This window comes from Castellaniella sp. MT123 (assembly GCF_039614765.1).
Lineage (GTDB): Bacteria > Pseudomonadota > Gammaproteobacteria > Burkholderiales > Burkholderiaceae_B > Castellaniella.
The window spans coordinates 1,323,451-1,340,622 of record NZ_CP154879.1 but is presented as its reverse complement, the minus strand read 5'-3'; the positions used below and the strand labels follow the sequence as shown (position 1 = coordinate 1,340,622).

Below are 17,172 nucleotides of genomic sequence, written 5' to 3'. Positions count from 1 at the left end.
CTCGCTTATTTCTTCATCATGTCAAAAAATTCGGCATTGTTTTTGGTAGCCCGGATTTTATCCAGGATGAATTCCATGGCTTCGACCTCATCCATGTCATGGATGAACTTGCGTAGCACCCAGACCTTCTGTAGAAGTTCGGGTTTGATCAGGAGCTCTTCGCGACGCGTGCCGGATTTGTTCAGGTTGATGGCCGGGTAGATGCGCTTTTCGGCCAATCGCCGTTCGAGGTGCACTTCGGAATTGCCGGTGCCCTTGAATTCTTCGTAAATCACCTCGTCCATCCGGCTGCCGGTTTCGATCAGGGCCGTGCCGATGATCGTCAGCGAACCGCCTTCCTCGAGGTTGCGTGCCGCGCCGAAAAAACGCTTCGGGCGCTGCAGCGCGTTGGCGTCCACGCCGCCGGTCAGGACCTTGCCCGACGCTGGCACCACGGTGTTATAGGCGCGTGCCAAGCGGGTGATCGAATCCAGCAGAATGACAACATCCTTTTTTAACTCAACCAGGCGCTTGGCCTTCTCGATAACCATTTCCGCGACTTGCACATGTCGTGTCGCGGGTTCGTCGAACGTGGAGGCGACGACCTCGCCGCGCACGGTGCGCTGCATCTCGGTGACTTCCTCGGGGCGCTCGTCAACCAGCATGACGATCATCACCGCATCGGGGTAGTTTGCGGTGATGGCGTGGGCAATATGCTGCATCATCACGGTCTTGCCCGATTTCGGGCTGGCCACGATCAGGGCGCGCTGGCCTTTGCCGATGGGCGCGAAGATATCCATGATGCGCCCGGTGATGTTTTCCTTGCTCTTGATGTCGCGTTCCAACACCATCGGCACGTCGGGGTGCAGCGGCGTGAGGTTCTCGAACATGATCCGGTGCTTGATCGCTTCCGGCTGCATGCCGTTGACCGTGTCGACCTTCACCAGGGCAAAATAGCGCTCGCCATCTTTCGGGGTGCGGACTTCGCCCTCGATCGAATCGCCGGTGTGCAGATTGAAGCGGCGGATCTGCGAGGGGGAAATATAGATGTCGTCGGTGCTGGCCAGGTAGGACGTTTCCGGCGAGCGCAGAAAACCGAATCCGTCCGGCAGGACTTCCAGGACGCCGTCGCCGAAGACCTGTTCGCCCTGTTTGGCGCGCCGCTTCATGATGGCAAACATCAGTTCCTGTTTGCGCAGCCGACTGGCATTGTCGATCTCGAGACCGGCGGCCATGTCGAGCAGCTGCGAAACGTGCAGCGCTTTGAGTTCGTTCAGGTGCATGGGAAAGAAAGAGAAGAGAGAACCGTCGGATCATGAGCGGGCCCGGAGTCGGGCCCGCGCGATCATCATCCGGGTAGATGATTGAAAAAGGTCAGAGGGATTCGTCGAGGAAGGCCTGAAGCTGGGCGCGGGACAATGCGCCGACCTTGGTCGAGGCGATCTTGCCGTCCTTGAACAGCATCAGGGTGGGGATCCCGCGGATGCCGTATTTGGCGGCGCTGTTGGGATTGTCGTCGACATTCAGTTTGGCGATGGTGACGCGGCCCTGGTATTTGGCGGCGGCTTCGTCGAGTAGCGGGGCGACCATTTTGCAGGGCCCGCACCATTCGGCCCAGTAATCGACGAGAACGGGCAGATCGGATTGGAGCACGTCGGATTGGAAGGACGCATCGCTTACGTGCTTGATGGAGTCACTCATGATGTGCGGTTATGTGCGCAAAGACGGGAAAGGGAACAGGGCCCAATGATGATTGTCGCGCAGCAGTGGCGCTTTGGACCCGATGGCCCTAAGCATACCATTATCTTCGTAAAATGGTGGCCTTTTCGAATGTCAACGACGGACACCCAGTGAACACTGCACGCTATGACGAGTCATCGATCCGCGTCCTGAAAGGGCTGGAGCCCGTGCGCCAGCGACCGGGCATGTACACGCGCACCGATAACCCCTTGCACATCATCCAGGAGGTCATCGACAACGCCGCCGACGAGGCGCTGGCCGGCTTTGGCAGCCGCATCGCCGTGGCCGTGCACGCCGACGGCAGCCTGTCGGTCGAAGATGACGGCCGGGGCATCCCGGTAGGCGAGCACCCCGAAGAACATGCGCCCGTGGTGGAGCTGGTCTTTACACGATTGCATGCGGGAGGCAAGTTCAACAAGGCCGATGGCGGCGCCTATGCGTTTTCCGGTGGTCTGCACGGCGTGGGGGTGTCGGTCACCAACGCGCTGTCCACCCGGCTGGAAGTCACCGTCTGGCGCGACGGTGGCGAATGGCGCATCGTCTTTGCCGACGGGACGGTGGTCGAACCACTGTCCCAGGTGGGGTCGGTCGGCAAGCGGCGTTCGGGCACCCGCGTGCGGGTCTGGCCGGACGTCCGGTATTTCGACCAAGCCCAGGTGCCGCTGGGCGATCTGGAACATGCCCTGCGCAGCAAGGCGGTGCTGCTGCCCGGTACGCGGGTGACCCTGGCGCTGGAAAAATCCGGCCAGCAGCGCGAATGGCACTATGAATCCGGCCTGAAGGGCTATCTGGCCGAGGCCCTGGGCGATACCCCGACATTGGTGCCGATGTTCGAAGGCCAGCAGTATGCGGGCGACGATGACGAGCAGTACGCAGCGGGCGAGGGCGCCCAGTGGGTCGTCGCCTGGACCGACGAAGGATCCGTGGTGCGGGAATCCTACGTGAACCTGATCGCCACGCCGGCGGGCGGCACGCACGAATCCGGCCTGCGGGAAGGGCTGTTCAACGCCGTCAAATCCTTCGCGGAGCTGCACAATCTGCTGCCCAAGGGGATCCGGCTACTGCCCGAGGACGTTTTCGCGCGGGCCAGTTTCATCCTGTCGGCCAAGGTGCTGGATCCGCAGTTTCAGGGCCAGATCAAGGAGCGCCTGAACAGCCGCGACGCCGTGCGGCTGGTGGGCGGGTTCCTGCGCAACGCGCTGGAACTCTGGCTGCACGCCAATGTGGAATACGGCAAACGGCTGGCGGAACTGGCCATCGGTCAGGCTCAGGCACGCACCCGGGCGGCCCGCAAGGTCGAGAAGCGCAAGGGCTCCGGCGTGGCCGTGCTGCCGGGCAAACTGACGGACTGTGAATCTTCGGATGCGTCCCGCACCGAGGTCTTCCTGGTCGAGGGCGATTCCGCTGGAGGGTCGGCCAAGATGGGGCGCGACAAGGAATTCCAGGCCATCCTGCCGCTGCGCGGCAAGATCCTGAACGCCTGGGAGGTCGAGCGCGACCGGCTGTTTGCCAACAACGAGATCCACGATATTTCCGTCGCCATCGGGGTGGACCCGCACGGCGTGGGCCAGGAGGTGGACCTGTCGGGCTTGCGCTATGGCCGCATCTGCATCTTGTCGGATGCCGACGTGGACGGCTCTCATATCCAGGTGCTGCTGCTGACCCTCTTTTTGCGGCATTTCCCGCGCCTGATCGAGGCCGGTCACGTGTACATCGCCCGTCCGCCGTTGTTCCGCGTGGATGTGCCGGCGGCCGGGAAGCGCCCCGCGCGCAAGGTCTACTGCCTGGATCAGCTGGAACTCGATGCCGTGCAGGAAAAACTGCGCGGCGAGGGCCTGCGCGAGAACGCCTGGCGGATCAGCCGCTTCAAGGGGCTGGGTGAAATGAACGCCGAACAGCTCTGGGACACCACCTTGAACCCCGACACTCGCCGGCTGGCGCAGGTGCGGCATGGCGACGAGGGCCTGCGGGATTCGGAGCGGATGTTCGAGATGCTGATGGCGCGTGGCGAGGCAAACCAGCGGCGCGTCTGGCTGGAAGAAAAAGGCAATCTGGCCGACGTGGACATATAAGGAAGAATGATGGACAGCAATACGCCGGATCTGGCGAGCACGGCCGACGACGAAAGCCTGGTGCTGGCGCGTTATGCCGAGCAGGCCTACCTGGATTATGCGGTGTCGGTGGTGCGCGGGCGCGCCCTGCCGGAAATCTCCGACGGGCAGAAGCCCGTGCAGCGGCGCATTCTATATGCGATGGACGCCATGGGCCTGGGGCCGCAGTCGCGCCCGGTCAAATCGGCGCGCGTCGTTGGCGACGTGCTGGGCAAGTATCACCCGCACGGCGATCAGGCGGCCTATGACGCCATGGTGCGCATGGCGCAGGACTTCGTGCTGCGCTATCCCCTGATCGACGGGCAGGGCAATTTCGGCTCGCGCGATGGCGACAACGCGGCGGCCATGCGCTATACCGAGGCCCGGCTGACGCCGTTTTCCCGGCTGCTGCTCGACGAACTGGACGAGGGCACGGTCGATTTCGTGCCCAACTACGACGGCAGCCAGCAGGAGCCGGTCTGTCTGCCGGCGCGCCTGCCCGTCATGCTGCTCAACGGGGCGTCGGGCATCGCGGTCGGGATGGCCACCGAGATCCCGTCGCACAATCTGCGCGAGATCGCCCAGGCCTGCGTGGCCCTGCTACGCAAACCTGGCCTGAGTGATGCCGACCTATATACGCTAATCCCGGGGCCGGATTTTCCCGGCGGCGGCCAGATCATCTCCTCGTCCAACGAGATCGCGCAGATCTACGCCAGCGGACGCGGCACCCTGAAGGCGCGGGCCCGCTGGCACTTCGGGGATCTGGCGCGCGGCCAGTGGCAGCTGGTGGTCACCGAGCTGCCGCCGGGCACTTCGGCGCAGAAGATCCTGGAAACCATCGAGGAACTCACCAACCCCAAGCCGCGCGCCGGCAAGAAGGCGCTGAGCGCCGAGCAGCAGCAGAACCGTGCGCTGGTGCTGGGGCTGCTGGATGCCGTGCGTGATGAATCGGGCAAGCAGGCACCGGTGCGCCTGGTGTTCGAGCCCAAGTCACGCACCATCGACCGCGACGAGTTCGTCAACCTGCTGCTGGTGCGCACGGGCCTGGAAGGCAACGTGCCGTTGAACCTGGTGTGCATCGACACCGACGGCCGACCCGGTCAGCGCAGCCTGCGCCAGATCCTGGAGTCCTGGCTGGCATTCCGCGCCCAGACCGTCACCCGGCGCACGCGCCACCGGCTCGACAAGGTCCTGGACCGCATCCACATCCTGGAAGGGCGCAGCATCGTCTATCTCAACGTGGACGAGGTGATCCGCGTGATCCGCGAGGCCGAGGAGCCGCGCGCCGCTCTGATGGAACACTTCCGCCTGAGCGAACGCCAGGCCGACGACATCCTGGAGATGCGTCTGCGGCAACTGGCCCGGCTGGAAGGCATCCGCATCGAGCAGGAACTGGCCGGCAAGCGCGAGGAACAACGCGCGCTGCAGGACCTCCTCGACAATCCCGACACGTTCCGCCGCCTGATGATCCGCGAGATCGAGGCCGACGCCAAGCAATACGGCGACGATCGCCGCACATTGATCGAGACCGCCGAGCGCGCGGTGCTGGAAACCCAGGTGGTCGACGAGCCCGTGACCGTCGTGATGTCCCAGAAGGGGTGGCTGCGCGTGCGCCAGGGTCATGGTCACGACGCCACGCAGTTCGGCTTCAAGGCGGGCGATGCGCTGTATGACGCGGTCGAATGCCGCAGCACTCAGGAACTCACGGCCCTGTCCAATACCGGGCGCGCCTACAGCGTGGCGGTGTCCGGTCTGCCCTCGGCGCGCGGCGACGGGCAGCCGATCACGTCCATGCTGACGCTGGAACCCGGCAGCCGCATTGCCCATATGTGGGTAGGGCAGGCCGGGCAGAGTGTCCTCCTGGGGGTGGCTTCGGGTTACGGCTTTCTGGCCGGGGTCGCCGACTTGTCCACCCGCCAGCATGCGGGCAAGCAGTTCGTCACGGTCGACAAGGGGGACGTTTTGCTCAAGCCGCTGCTGCTCAAGCCGGATGACCAGGCCGTGGCGTTGCTGAGCAAGAAAGGCAAGTTCCTGGTGGTGGCCCTGGGCGAACTGAAGACCCTGTCGGGCGGTGGACGCGGCACCATCCTGATGGGACTGGATGACGACGATCGGCTGGCGCAGTGGGCGGGCGTCGGGCCGGCGGGTGTCGTGCTGCGCGGTGTCTACCGCGCGCGCGACACGGCGCTGACCCTGACGCCCGAGGACCTGGCCGCGTACACCGGGCGCCGCGCCCGCAAGGGCAAGTTGCTGGACGTGAAGATCAAGCAGCCCAGCCTGTGGTCGGGACTGGCGGACGGCGCCTGATCGCCGTGATGGCTTCCGGGGGCAGGGCTGCGGCTGCGGGATAAAATGCCGTATTGCCCACGTTTCTGGATCCCGTCATGAGCTTCAAGGTTTCGGTTCAGCCCGCAGGCCGTGAATTCACGGTCGAACCCGGCCAGACCATTCTGGACGCCGCCCTGGCGTCCGGCATGATCCTGCCGTACAGCTGCCGCAACGGCACCTGCTCCACCTGCCGGGGGCGGGTGGTGTCGGGCAGCTATGACGCGGGCCCGGCGCCGGCGCGCATCCTCGAAGCCGATGACCTGGCGCGCGGTTATACGCTGCTGTGCCAGGCCAGACCCACGTCGGACGTGGTGATCGAGGCCGAAGAGGTCCGCATGAGCGGCGACATCGTCGTGCGCAAGATGCCGGTGCGCGTCCAGGCCCTGACGCCGCTGGCCGCCGACGTGATGGAGGTCACCTTGCAACTGCCGTCGGCCGAGGCCTTTCGGTTTCAGCCGGGCCAGTATCTGGAATTCCTGTTCAAGGACGGTCGGCGGCGCAGCTATTCCATGGCCTGCGCCCAGGCCGTCGATCACCGGGTGCAACTGCACGTGCGCCATATGCCGGGCGGCGCGTTTACCGACCGTGTGTTCGGCCGGGGGGACGAGCCCCTGAAGGCGCGCGACATCCTGCGCATCGAAGGCCCGTTGGGTTCGTTCTTTCTGCGGGCTGACGACCGTCCGATCATCTTCCTGGCCAGCGGCACGGGCTTCGCCCCGATCAAGGCCATCATCGAAGGCATGCTGGGCCGCGGCGACAGGCGTGCGGCCGTCCTGTACTGGGGCGGAAGACGCCCTGCCGATCTGTACCAGGCGGAACTGGCCAGCGGCTGGCGGGCGCGCCTGCCCGGTTTCCGGTTCGTACCGGTCGTCTCCGATGCGCTGCCAGAAGACGGCTGGGCCGGGCGCACCGGCTGGGTACACCAGGCCGTCATGACCGATTTTCCGGATCTGTCGGGGCATCAGGTCTACGCCTGCGGGGCGCCTCCCATGGTCGAGGCCGCCCGGCACGATTTCGTGCACCAGCGCGGCCTGTCGCCGCAGGCCTTCCATGCCGACGCGTTCACGTCGGAAGCCGATCGGGCCGAGGTCCAGGCATGAAGGTTGCCGTCTTCGGGGCGGGCATCATCGGGGTGTCCAGTGCCTGGTGGCTGGCCAGGGCCGGCCACGAGGTCGAAGTCATCGACCGCCGCCCCGGCGCCGCGCTGGAAACCAGCCGGGCCAATGGCGGCCAGATCTCCGTCTGCTACGCCGAGCCCTGGGCCAGCACCCATACCCTGCACAAGGTCCTGCGCTGGATCGGACGCGCCGATGCGCCCCTGCGCGTCAGTCCGCGCCTGAGTCCCCGACAGTGGCTGTGGTGCGCGCGCTTCCTGTACGAATGCCGGGCACCGCGCTTCGCGGCCAATCTGCGGGCCATGGTGGCGCTGGCCCAGTACAGCCGCGCCACACTGCGCGAACTGCGCACCGAACTGAGCATCGAATACAACCATCTGGAACGCGGCATCCTGGCCTTTTACCGCGATCCGCGCGAATTCGAGCATGCGCGCGCCAGCGCCGCGATGATGCGCGACCTGGGGGTGGACCGCCGCGTGGTCGATACGGCCGAAGTCCTGAGCATCGAGCCGGCCTTGGCGGCGGCCCGTGGTCCGATCCTGGGCGGCGACTTCACCGCCGACGATGAATCCGGCGACGTCCACCTGTTCACGCGCGTCCTGGCCGAACGGGCGCGGGCGGCGGGTGTCACTTTCCGTTTCAACACGCGGGTCAACCGGCTGGTGCCGGTCAACGGCAGGATCTCCGTGGCCGAACTGGTCGAGCCCGACGGTTTCTTCCGGGCGCTGCACGCGGATGCCTACGTGGTGGCGCTGGGCAGTTTCAGCCCGATGTTGCTGGCCCCGCTGGGCGTGTCCTGCCCGGTCTGGCCGGCCAAGGGCTATTCCGCCACATTCAGCCTGCGGGATCCGGCGGCCGCGCCCATGGTCAGCCTGGTCGACCAGGAAGCCAAGATCGTCACTTCGCGGCTGGGCGATCATCTGCGCATGGCAGGCACGGCGGAAATCGGCGGTTATTCGCGCACCCTGGATACGGTCCGTTGCAATCAGCTCGTGGAACACGCCCGGTCCCTGTTCCCAACGGCCCTCGATTTTGATAACGTTCAGTTCTGGTCTGGTCTGCGGCCGACGACGCCGTCGAACGTGCCGCTGATCGGCCGTTCGCGCATCCGCAACCTGTATCTGAACACGGGGCACGGCAGCCTGGGCTGGACCATGGGCGCCGGCTCCGGCCGCGTCCTGGCCGACCTGGTGTCGGGGCGCTCGCCGGACATTCGTTTTCCTTTTTTGGATTGACTCATGATGAAATTCGCATTTGGCTCCGACGCGCGGCGTCCGGGATCGTACGCCGCCTGGGTGCTGGCGGCGGCCGTCGTGGCGTCGCCCGTCTGGGCGGCCACGGATGTCCCCGTCTGGGTGACCCTGAACGGCCATAATGCCGATGCCTTCCAGGCTCTGGTCAAGGCCTACAACCGCAGTCAGTCCGCCGTCCAGGTCAAGGTCCGCGCGTTCGACACGCCGGACGCGCTGAACCAGGCACTGGATGCCGCTGCGCGCACCAAGACCCTGCCGGCCCTGGCCCAGATCGGCGACAGCCATACACTGGAAGAAATCTCCGAACGCGCCTACGTCCAACCCCTGTACACGCTGCAGAAGACCGGGCCGCTGAAGGACGTGCGCTGGTTCGTGTCGTCGGACAACGCCTTCATCCATGATCCCAAGGGCCGCCTGATGGCCTTCCCGGCCATGCTGGAAATCCCGGTCATGTACTACAACCAGGATGCGTTCAAAAAAGCCAGCCTGACGCCGGCCGCGCCCCAGCGCACCTGGATGGAGCTGCAGGGCCAACTGGTCGATCTGGCCAACCATGGCTCGCGCCAGTGTCCGCTGGCTTCCGACCTGCCGGTGTCCATCAATCTGGAAAACCTGGCGGCGGTCAACAACCAGCTGTACGCCAGCGCCGACAATGGCCTCAAGGCCAAGGGCCTGCCCAGCTTTTCCTTCGACACCACCTACGTGCGCCACCTGTCGCTGATGATCAGCTGGGTGCGTTCGCAAATCATGGTGCGTCCCGAAGTCGGCCAGCAGTCCGTCGGCAAGTTCGCGCAGGGGCAGTGCGCTGTGCTGATGTCCAATTCCGGGCACATCGGCCAGTTCAGCGGCCAGGGCAAGCTTCATTACTCCGTCGTGGGTCTGCCGTATTATCCGGAAGTCACCAAGCTGCCGGGCAACCCCTTCGTCAGCGGGGCCGGGCTGTGGGTCATGAAATCGCCCAAGCCGGTCACCGACGCCACCGTCGCCTTCCTGGGCTGGATGGCGCAACCCCAGCAGGCCACGCGCTGGTACCAGGAAACCGGTTATCTGCCCGTGACGCAGGCGGCGTTCGACGGTACGCCGGCCGGGTATTACGCCAACCTGGGTCAGTGGCGCAGCCTGGTCGCGGTCTATTCGGGCCGTTCAGCTGTGACGGCGCAAGGCTTCCGTATCCAGAACTACCCGGCGATCCGCACGCGCTTCCAGCAGATCCTGAATTCCGCGTTGGACGGTCAGCAACCGGCCGTGACGGCGCTGAGCCTGGCCGCGGTGGAAGGCAACCGCCTGGCGCGCCAGCGCTAGCGCACAATCCCCGGATCCGGTCCGGGGGCCTTTTTATCCGTTCGTACTTCCCAGTCTGGCGGCGGTCCCGCCGCCAGGCCACCATAGGCACCTGATTCCCCGAATCCGGTGCCTTTTTCTTTCCGCCGGGTCCGGGTTCATTCGCGGAGGGCGGCATGATCGGACGGGTATTGGCGATGGGGCTGTCGGTTGGGCTGATGCTCGGGCTGACCGGGTGCGCGACGATGGATGGCGGCGCCTGGTGGCGCGATTTGACCGGCCAGGGGGTGCCGGTTGGTGAATACCACTTCGATTGGCGCCTGTCAGGGGACACCAGCGTCGCACCGTTGCAGGTGTTCGACGATGGCCGTCAGACCTGGCTGCAGTACCCGCCAACCCAGACGGCACCGGCTCTGTTTGCCCGCACATCGACGGGCGATCGGCTGTTGCAGGCCCGGCGCGAGGGCGACTACCTTGTTGTGCGTGGGGTTCCCGATCGGCTGGTGATTCGGGGCGGCCTGCTGCAGGCCGAGGCCTGGCGGCCGCAGGCCGGGGTGGCGTCGGCGGCATCTTCCGCAGCCGAGCCGCTGACCGTTGCGGCGCCGCCGCTCGTGGCGACTGGGCCCCAGCCATTGGCCCTGCCAGCCCCGGCCGGCATGCCCGTGTCCCGGTCTCCGGCCATGCCGGAATTCGCCGATCCTCAGGCACCGGCCAAGACCGGACAGGCGACTGCCACGCTCAGGGCGGATCGGAAGAAGCCCCGGGCGTCCGCCAATCGCGAGGCTGTCGATCCCGCTGTGACCCGGCCACTCGATGCCTTCGAAGTGACTCCCGCTGATGGCAACCTGCGCCGGGCACTCGCGCGCTGGGCGCGCCTGGCAGGCTGGACCTTCGAGGCGGAACATTGGGCCGTGGACGTCGATATCCCGCTGGCGGGTTCCGCGGTCTTCAAGGAACCATTTCGTGCCGCGGTCCGTGGCCTGTTGGCGGCGACCGAACTGGGCGATCGCCCCGTGCAACCCTGCTTTTACGCCAACCAGGTACTGCGGGTGATCCCTCTGGCCCAACGCTGCGACCGCACGCAGCAGCCTGGGGCGGAATCATGAACCGGCGCCTGTCGTGCGGGCTGCTGGCTACCTGTCTGGCGTTGTCCGGTTGTGCCTTGCCGGAACGTCTGCGGCAGGCAGCGCGCGATTATCTGCAGGCGGACCAGTCGGTTGAACAGGGCCATGGGCAGTTCGCACGATCCCTGACCAATCCCGGGCAGCGACATGCCACTCAGGAAATCGATAAACCCTGGGTCGCCGGTCGTCCTCAGCCGCTTGCCCGCGAGCTGTCGCTGCCGCCGGCCTTGCGCGCCCAGGTCCGCACGACCCTGCTGTTCGCCGATGGCACCGACGACCTGCGTCTGATCGCCCGGCGGATTGCCTCGGTCACCGGGATCCCGGTGCACGTGCGCCCCGATGCCGTGCTGCCTGCCTGGCATTTCCTGCCGCGGCTGGCCAGCACGGCGGGTCAGGGGACGCCGGTCGCGGATCCGGCGCGGCCGTTCGATCTGGCGTCCGCGCCCGCGCCGCTGCCGGACATCCTGGACCGGCTGTCGGCCAACCTGGGGGTGCGCTGGCGTTACGAGCAGGGGCGCATTGAATTCTTCCGGACCGACACCCGGGTTTTCAATGTGCGGGCGTTGACGCTGGACGCGCGGGCGCAGGCCTCATTGGGCCTGGGGGCCAAGCAGGCCGAGGGCGGCTTCGTCAGCACATCCAGCACGCAGCTCAAGAGCGGCGAGCAGGATGTGATGAAGACCGTGCGGGCCCGGATCGAACCCTTTCTGTCGCGTGCCGGCCTGCTGGTCGCCGAACCGGGCGCCGGAGCGTCGATCGTCGTCACCGATACCCCCGATGTGCTGGATCGCATCGCGCGCTATCTGGATCAGGAAAACCGGGCGCTGACCCGGCGCGTGCGGCTGATTTTCGAAGAATTGACCGTTGCGCTCAGCGAACAGGCCCAGGTCAGCCTGGACTGGAACGTGGTGTTCTCCGGGGCCAGGCTGGCTGCGGGCCTGGCAATGCCGGCCCTGGCGACGGAACCTGTTGGCCGTCTGGGCGTGGGCGTGGTACAGGGGCCGATGACGGGTAGCGAAGCCGTGATCCGGGCCATGGGGGAATCCGTCAAGCTCGTGCGGCGCAGCAGCGTGCCGATGCTGACCCTCAATCGCCGGCCTGTCACGCATGCGGTGCGGACGACGTTCTCATACATCGACCGGGTGGAAACCACGCCATTGTCCGGTGCCAACGGGCTGGCGGTTCCTGCCGTCTCCGTCAACCAGAAGGAAGAAACGGTGGGTTCCCTGCTGACCCTGGTGCCCGATGCCCAGGAAGACGGCCAGATCCTGCTCTCGCTGGCCTACGACAATACCGTGGCCCAGCCGCTGAAGACCGTGACCTTTGGCGATAAAGCCAATCCGTTGCAGCTGCAACAGCTGACCATCGAAGGCAACGGAACGGTGCAGCAGCTGGCGCTGCAGCCGGGGCAGCCGCTGGTGGTATCCGGCTTCGACCGGCGGCAGTCCGAATCGGCCGAACGGCGTTTGAACCCGGGCCTGCCAGCCATCCTGGGCGGAGGAGATCAGCTCAATTCGCAGCGTCTGGCCACAGTGTTGATCATCACAGCACAGGTCGAAGAGGGGCTCTGATCATGCGGAAGGCTCGCCTCGTCTGGGTTGATCAGGTGCCCTTGGTATTCGGTCTGGATTGGGTGCCTTTGCTGGGGGTGCCCGACCGGGTACGGACTCAAGCGCGCCGCGAGCAGGCTTCCCATCTGGCGCTCTCCGGCAATCCCCCGGCCGCGTTGGGGCTGGCGCGCGGTGTGTCCTTGCGACAGTCCTGTTGGTCCGCGGCTGATCTCCTGACGCGCCTTCACCCGAGGGGAACAGTCGCCTGCGTGCTGACGCCGGACCCGCGGACCTGGCATGTCCTGGCCTGTCACGAAGGCGTGGTGCTTGCCCGCGCTGACCGTGGCTATCCGGATCCCGACATGGCGGCAAAGGCCATCGAAGCCTTGCTCCTGGCCTACCCGAAGATGGAGGTTCTTCAGGCCGACCCTGGGGGTGGGGAGATTCTCCAGCGCCTGGCTCGTCAATCGGTGGTTTCCACGCCCCTGACGCGCGTACGCCGTCATGGCCCCGCCTTGGTGGGGCTGCTGGTGACGGTTGTCGTGATGCTGGGCTTCGGCTGGAACCGATATGTGGGTCAGGCCCAGGCTCAGCCGGCGCAGGATGGCCGGCGGGCCTGGGAGCAGGCGCTGGCTCTGACCCTTGCGCGGCATCCCATTCATGGAGAGCAGGGCACCCGGACCTTGCTGCAGGCCTTGTATCGTCAGCCGGCCCGGCTGGCAGGCTGGGTTCTGGGAAACCTGAGTTGCCAGCGGAATATGGATGGCCCGCATTGGCAGTGCCGCAGCGAATATCGCCGCCTGGGTTCGCAGGCGGACAATCGTGGCCTGTTGCGCGCCGCGCCCGCCGGCTGGCGTGTGGAGTTCCCGTCACTCGATGTCGCCCACGCGAGCTGGCCGCTCACCCTGGACGGCCGGGCACCGGATCCTCTTGGCCTGCCAACCACGCGTCTGCTGGCACGCGACTGGGCAAGCGCACTGCAGGCCGTGTTGCCTGCCTTCACCACCTTGCGCGTCGATTCGCCGCGTCCTCTGGCGATTCCGGCACCCCGGGATGCGCAGGGTCGGCCCCAGCCTCAGCCGGACGACCTGCCAGCACTGGCCCTGCGGCCCTTGCGTGTGGAAGGGCCGCTGCGTTCGGCGGCGCTTCTGGCCCCGCTGGCGCAATCCGTGTCCTGGCAAAAGGCATCCCTGTCGCATGCGCCAGGGACCCGGCCGGCCCTGCGGGCCAGCCGTCTGATCTTGCATCTGGAAGGGTCCGTCTATGAAAACCGTCGCTAGGGATGCCCTGAACCAGTCATCGCGCCGCGTGCCTCTGTGGCTGGCGGGATGTGTCCTGGGGTTGTATCCGGCCATGCTGCCCGCGCAGCTTGCCACGGAGCCTTCCGGGGAACAGGACCAATGGGAGGTCCAGTCCGTCCGTGACCTGATGCAGCAGGATCTGCGGGATGCGCAAAATGCTCCATCAGGATCCCCCGGACGGTCGGGCTCCCGCCTGGCGGATGTTCCTGTGCGGCCTGTCCTGGCTCCCCGGCTGGTTGCCCTGTACGGGGTTGGCCAGACCCTGATGGCCGAGGTTCAGGTGGGGCCGCGCGGGTATCTGTACGTGCGGGGGCAGGCCTATCCCGCCGGACATGCCGGGGATGCGGGGGTGTATCAGTTGCGCGGCATGAACGGGGCCTGCGTCCAGCTGGAGCGCGGAGAGGATCGTCATTCCTTGTGCCTGCGCCTGTTGTTGGGCGAGGTGCGGCCATGAAGATCTGGTCTCCGGCCTTGCGGCTTGCCGAGCCGCCGGTACCCTTCGATCTGTCTCGCGCGGCGACCATTGATCAGCCGGAGCAGCTGTCGGCGTTGCAGCCGCCTGTGCGCCGCCTGCTGGACCAGCAGTTCGGGGTGCGAGCGCTTGCGGACCGTCTTTGTCCGGTGGAGCGTGCCGATGGCAGCGTGACCCTGCTGGCGCGAGCGGAATATGTGGGGGGCGATCAGGCTGACGCGCTTGTCCGCCGCATCCAGTCGGCTGGCTATCGTCTGTCCGATCCCGCCCGCTATGTGCTGCCGGCCGCCTTGTTGCTGGCGCTGTCCAGGAATCCCGGCGCAGCCATGCCGTCGATGCGCGCGGCCGACCGGACGCCGACCGCGCTTGCGGGTGTTTTTCAGGATCTTGTGGAATGGGGTGTGCGCCAGGGGGCCACGGATCTGCACCTGAACGTATATCGGGATGCGCCGGAATCTGAGGTCCGCTATACCGTGGCCGGGCGTTACGTCGCGCCCGAGCGTTTCCGCCCCATGCCGACGGATCTGCTGCTCGACGTGCTGTCGGTCGCCTGGATGGATATCCAGGGGGGAAACGGAGCGGTCTTTGATCCTTTGCTGGAGCAGCAGGGCAGTCTATTGCGCCGGGTCGATGGCAGGGCCTACACCTTGCGCTGGGCTTCCCTGGCGGCGGATCGGGGGCCCAGCGTGTGTCTGCGGTTCCTGTCGCGGGACGCGGATCCGGTGCATGCCACCCTGGATTCCCTCGGGTATCGTCCGGACCAGATGGCGCGTTTTGATCGTGTCATGCGCTCCGAGGGCGGAGCCATCGTGCTGGCCGGTACGGTGGGGTCGGGGAAATCCACGACCCTGGCCACTCTGATTCGCGGACTGCCGGACCATCGCAAGGTCATCACACTAGAGGAACCGGTCGAATACCGGATCGCGCAGGCGGTGCAGAACACCATCGGCAGGGATCTGGATCAGCAGGCGCATGGCCGCTACGCCGCCAAGCTGCGGACATTGAAGCGTTCCGCCATGAGTGACGTCCTGTTGGGGGAAATCCGCGATGCCGAAAGCGGTCTGGCATTCATGGATCTCGCGGGTTCCGGGGTCAATGTCTATACCACGGTGCATGCGCCGTCCGCCCGCGCCATCGTCGACCGGCTGGCTTCGGAATTTATTGGGGTGCCACGGGATTTCCTGCAAACGCCGGGGGTGCTCAAACTGCTGGTGTCCCAGGTTCTGTTGCCGCGGTTGTGTCCAGACTGTGCGGGTCCGGCGGACCCCGGAGAGCTCGTGCGCCAGCAGGGGGGTGTGCCGGCCGATTGGCGGCGCTGGCTGGGCTGGATCGAACAGACCTGGGGCATCGATGCCTGCCGGCTGCGCATGCGCGATCCTGCGGGATGCGCAAACTGCCGGGTGGCGCAGCTCCCTGAATTGGCGGGCTACCGGGGCCGCACAGTGGCTGCCGAACTCATCGAACCCGGCCTGTCGGTCGACCTGACCGAGCGTGGCCAGGGGTATCTGCCGGATCCGCGCGACAGTGCCATGGCGCATGCCATGGACAAGGCCGCCGCCGGCCTGCTCGATCCTCGCGATGTCGAGGTGCGCTTCATAGCGTTCGAGACGCTCATGCTGCGCCGCAGCCAGCGGCAGGGCGACCCCATCTCATCGCGGCGCGATGGAGGTGCTCCATGATGGCTGTAGGCTCCATCCTGTCCGGCTGGCGGCTGCGTTCCGATGCCTGGCGTTTTGCCAACGGGCGCGCCGATTACTTCGACTACCTGCAGGCAATCCTGACAGCGACCCAGGGACGCCTGACCTTGCGCGAGTTGTTCGACCGGGATGCGTTGCGTTACGGGCCGGATGCGGTGCGGGGAAGGCTGTCGCGCCACTGGTCAGCCGCGTGCGAAACCAGCGGGGGGGACCTGTACGTGACCTGGACCGGCTGCTTCCCGCCGGACGAACTCGCGCTGATCCGGGCGGCCCAGGCTTTTGGCAATGCGCGTCTGCTGGCCTGCTTTCAGGCGCTGGCCCGGCATCTGGCCTTGATGATTCAGGCACAGCAGCTGCTGTGGGCCACGCTGGGTGCGGCGGCTGCCGCCTTGATGGTGGTCAGCTTGCTGATCCTTGCACTGCCAGCCTGGACCGTGCCTGCTCTGCAGCAGGCCTTCCAGGGGTTGCCGGTGGCTTTCCAGGGAAGCTGGACGCGCGCCTTGTTCGCCTGCGCCGATGGCTTGCGCACCTGGGGTTTCGTCGGGCCGCTTGCGGTACTGGGCGGGTTGGCGGTCGGTTTGCACACGCTGCCGCGATCGCATGGCATGTGGCGTCAGCGGCTGGACCGTATCGGCCCCTGGCGTCTGTATCGCCAGGTTCAGGCGCTTCGGCTGCTGGCGCTGGTGTCGATCCTGCTGCAGCCCGGTTCCGGCAGTTCGTCCCAGTTGCGGCCCGTGCTGGTCCTGTTCCATGACGGTGCCAGCCCCTGGATGGCTTCCCATCTCCAGCATATGGTCTGGCGGGTCGATCAGGGTCTGGCCGGTGCGGCGGCTTTCGACACGGGATTGCTGGATCGCGACCTGTACTGGTACCTGGAGGACATGGCGCAGGCGCGCGGCCTGCAGGCGGGATTGCAGGCCGCCCATGATCGCATGGCAACTGTCTGGCTTGCGCGTATCCGGGTTCAAGCGCAAGCCTTGCGCTGGTTCGTGCTGCTGGCGGGAGTGGTCGTCGTGTTGGGGATCGGCTTGTGGCATTACGCGGCCATCGATGAATTGCGTCGAGGCTGGATGATGTTTCATGCCGGCCAATGATGGACGGCATGTCGTGGCCGGGGGACCGGCAAAGGAGGCAACATGCGGGAATGGGAAACATGGCCGTCCGTCGACCGGGAACGCCGGCAGCGCCGGCAGATTCGCCGGCAGGCCGAATGCCGGGCGCGGACGAGTGTCGTGCGGCGGA

Annotated in this window: 13 protein-coding genes; 11 read left to right on the top strand and 2 right to left on the bottom strand. The window is 66.2% G+C overall.

Features of this window, described 5'->3' with window-relative positions; translation table 11 throughout:
- Positions 1–5 precede the first annotated feature (5 nt).
- Together rho and trxA are read right to left on the bottom strand one after the other, a co-directional pair.
- Positions 6–1,262, bottom strand: coding sequence for a transcription termination factor Rho (rho, locus tag ABCV34_RS06185; protein ID WP_345798333.1), 1,257 nt, complete (start codon positions 1,260–1,262; stop codon positions 6–8).
- A gap of 91 nt (positions 1,263–1,353) precedes the next feature.
- Positions 1,354–1,680: a thioredoxin TrxA gene (trxA, locus tag ABCV34_RS06180; RefSeq protein WP_345798332.1), complete on the bottom strand. Its 327-nt coding sequence runs from the start codon at positions 1,678–1,680 to the stop codon at positions 1,354–1,356.
- A 149-nt stretch (positions 1,681–1,829) separates the two neighbouring features.
- Between trxA and ABCV34_RS06175 the strand changes: the two genes are divergently transcribed.
- From ABCV34_RS06175 to ABCV34_RS06125, 11 genes are all read left to right on the top strand, one after another.
- Positions 1,830–3,791, top strand: coding sequence for a DNA topoisomerase IV subunit B (locus ABCV34_RS06175; protein ID WP_345798331.1), 1,962 nt, complete (start codon positions 1,830–1,832; stop codon positions 3,789–3,791).
- A 6-nt stretch (positions 3,792–3,797) separates the two neighbouring features.
- Positions 3,798–6,116, top strand: a complete 2,319-nt coding sequence (gene parC / locus ABCV34_RS06170; RefSeq protein WP_345798330.1) for a DNA topoisomerase IV subunit A — start codon at positions 3,798–3,800, stop codon at positions 6,114–6,116.
- A gap of 77 nt (positions 6,117–6,193) precedes the next feature.
- Positions 6,194–7,237 (top strand): CDP-6-deoxy-delta-3,4-glucoseen reductase, encoded by a 1,044-nt coding sequence (locus ABCV34_RS06165; protein ID WP_345798329.1) that lies wholly within the window; start codon positions 6,194–6,196, stop codon positions 7,235–7,237.
- Positions 7,234–8,487: a D-amino acid dehydrogenase gene (locus ABCV34_RS06160; RefSeq protein WP_345798328.1), complete on the top strand. Its 1,254-nt coding sequence runs from the start codon at positions 7,234–7,236 to the stop codon at positions 8,485–8,487. The genes ABCV34_RS06165 and ABCV34_RS06160 overlap by 4 nt, the downstream gene beginning before the upstream one ends.
- A gap of 3 nt (positions 8,488–8,490) precedes the next feature.
- Positions 8,491–9,807: an extracellular solute-binding protein gene (locus ABCV34_RS06155; RefSeq protein WP_345798327.1), complete on the top strand. Its 1,317-nt coding sequence runs from the start codon at positions 8,491–8,493 to the stop codon at positions 9,805–9,807.
- 155 nt (positions 9,808–9,962) lie between these two features.
- Positions 9,963–10,892: a TcpQ domain-containing protein gene (locus ABCV34_RS06150; RefSeq protein WP_345798326.1), complete on the top strand. Its 930-nt coding sequence runs from the start codon at positions 9,963–9,965 to the stop codon at positions 10,890–10,892.
- Positions 10,889–12,481, top strand: a complete 1,593-nt coding sequence (locus ABCV34_RS06145) for a hypothetical protein (protein WP_345798325.1) — start codon at positions 10,889–10,891, stop codon at positions 12,479–12,481. Before ABCV34_RS06150 ends, ABCV34_RS06145 begins: the two co-directional genes overlap by 4 nt.
- Positions 12,482–12,483: 2 nt before the next feature.
- Positions 12,484–13,740 carry a hypothetical protein gene (locus ABCV34_RS06140; RefSeq protein WP_345798324.1) on the top strand — a complete coding sequence of 419 codons (1,257 nt, stop codon included), beginning with the start codon at positions 12,484–12,486 and terminating at the stop codon, positions 13,738–13,740.
- Positions 13,724–14,215, top strand: a complete 492-nt coding sequence (locus ABCV34_RS06135; protein ID WP_345798323.1) for a hypothetical protein — start codon at positions 13,724–13,726, stop codon at positions 14,213–14,215. Before ABCV34_RS06140 ends, ABCV34_RS06135 begins: the two co-directional genes overlap by 17 nt.
- On the top strand, positions 14,212–15,912 hold the full coding sequence (locus ABCV34_RS06130) for an ATPase, T2SS/T4P/T4SS family (RefSeq protein ID WP_345798322.1): 1,701 nt from the start codon (positions 14,212–14,214) through the stop codon (positions 15,910–15,912). Before ABCV34_RS06135 ends, ABCV34_RS06130 begins: the two co-directional genes overlap by 4 nt.
- Positions 15,909–17,024: a pilus assembly protein gene (locus tag ABCV34_RS06125; RefSeq protein ID WP_345798321.1), complete on the top strand. Its 1,116-nt coding sequence runs from the start codon at positions 15,909–15,911 to the stop codon at positions 17,022–17,024. Before ABCV34_RS06130 ends, ABCV34_RS06125 begins: the two co-directional genes overlap by 4 nt.
- Positions 17,025–17,172 lie beyond the last annotated feature (148 nt).

Bases quoted from the DNA above. Each gene is read 5' to 3' on its own strand.
- rho (WP_345798333.1), bottom strand. From the start codon at position 1,262: ATGCACCTGAACGAACTCAAAGCGCTGCACGTTTCGCAGCTGCTCGAC.
- trxA (WP_345798332.1), bottom strand. From the start codon at position 1,680: ATGAGTGACTCCATCAAGCACGTAAGCGATGCGTCCTTCCAATCCGAC.
- parC (WP_345798330.1), top strand. From the start codon at position 3,798: ATGATGGACAGCAATACGCCGGATCTGGCGAGCACGGCCGACGACGAA.
- ABCV34_RS06165 (WP_345798329.1), top strand. From the start codon at position 6,194: ATGAGCTTCAAGGTTTCGGTTCAGCCCGCAGGCCGTGAATTCACGGTC.
- ABCV34_RS06160 (WP_345798328.1), top strand. From the start codon at position 7,234: ATGAAGGTTGCCGTCTTCGGGGCGGGCATCATCGGGGTGTCCAGTGCC.
- ABCV34_RS06155 (WP_345798327.1), top strand. From the start codon at position 8,491: ATGATGAAATTCGCATTTGGCTCCGACGCGCGGCGTCCGGGATCGTAC.
- ABCV34_RS06150 (WP_345798326.1), top strand. From the start codon at position 9,963: ATGATCGGACGGGTATTGGCGATGGGGCTGTCGGTTGGGCTGATGCTC.
- ABCV34_RS06145 (WP_345798325.1), top strand. From the start codon at position 10,889: ATGAACCGGCGCCTGTCGTGCGGGCTGCTGGCTACCTGTCTGGCGTTG.
- ABCV34_RS06140 (WP_345798324.1), top strand. From the start codon at position 12,484: ATGCGGAAGGCTCGCCTCGTCTGGGTTGATCAGGTGCCCTTGGTATTC.
- ABCV34_RS06135 (WP_345798323.1), top strand. From the start codon at position 13,724: ATGAAAACCGTCGCTAGGGATGCCCTGAACCAGTCATCGCGCCGCGTG.
- ABCV34_RS06130 (WP_345798322.1), top strand. From the start codon at position 14,212: ATGAAGATCTGGTCTCCGGCCTTGCGGCTTGCCGAGCCGCCGGTACCC.
- ABCV34_RS06125 (WP_345798321.1), top strand. From the start codon at position 15,909: ATGATGGCTGTAGGCTCCATCCTGTCCGGCTGGCGGCTGCGTTCCGAT.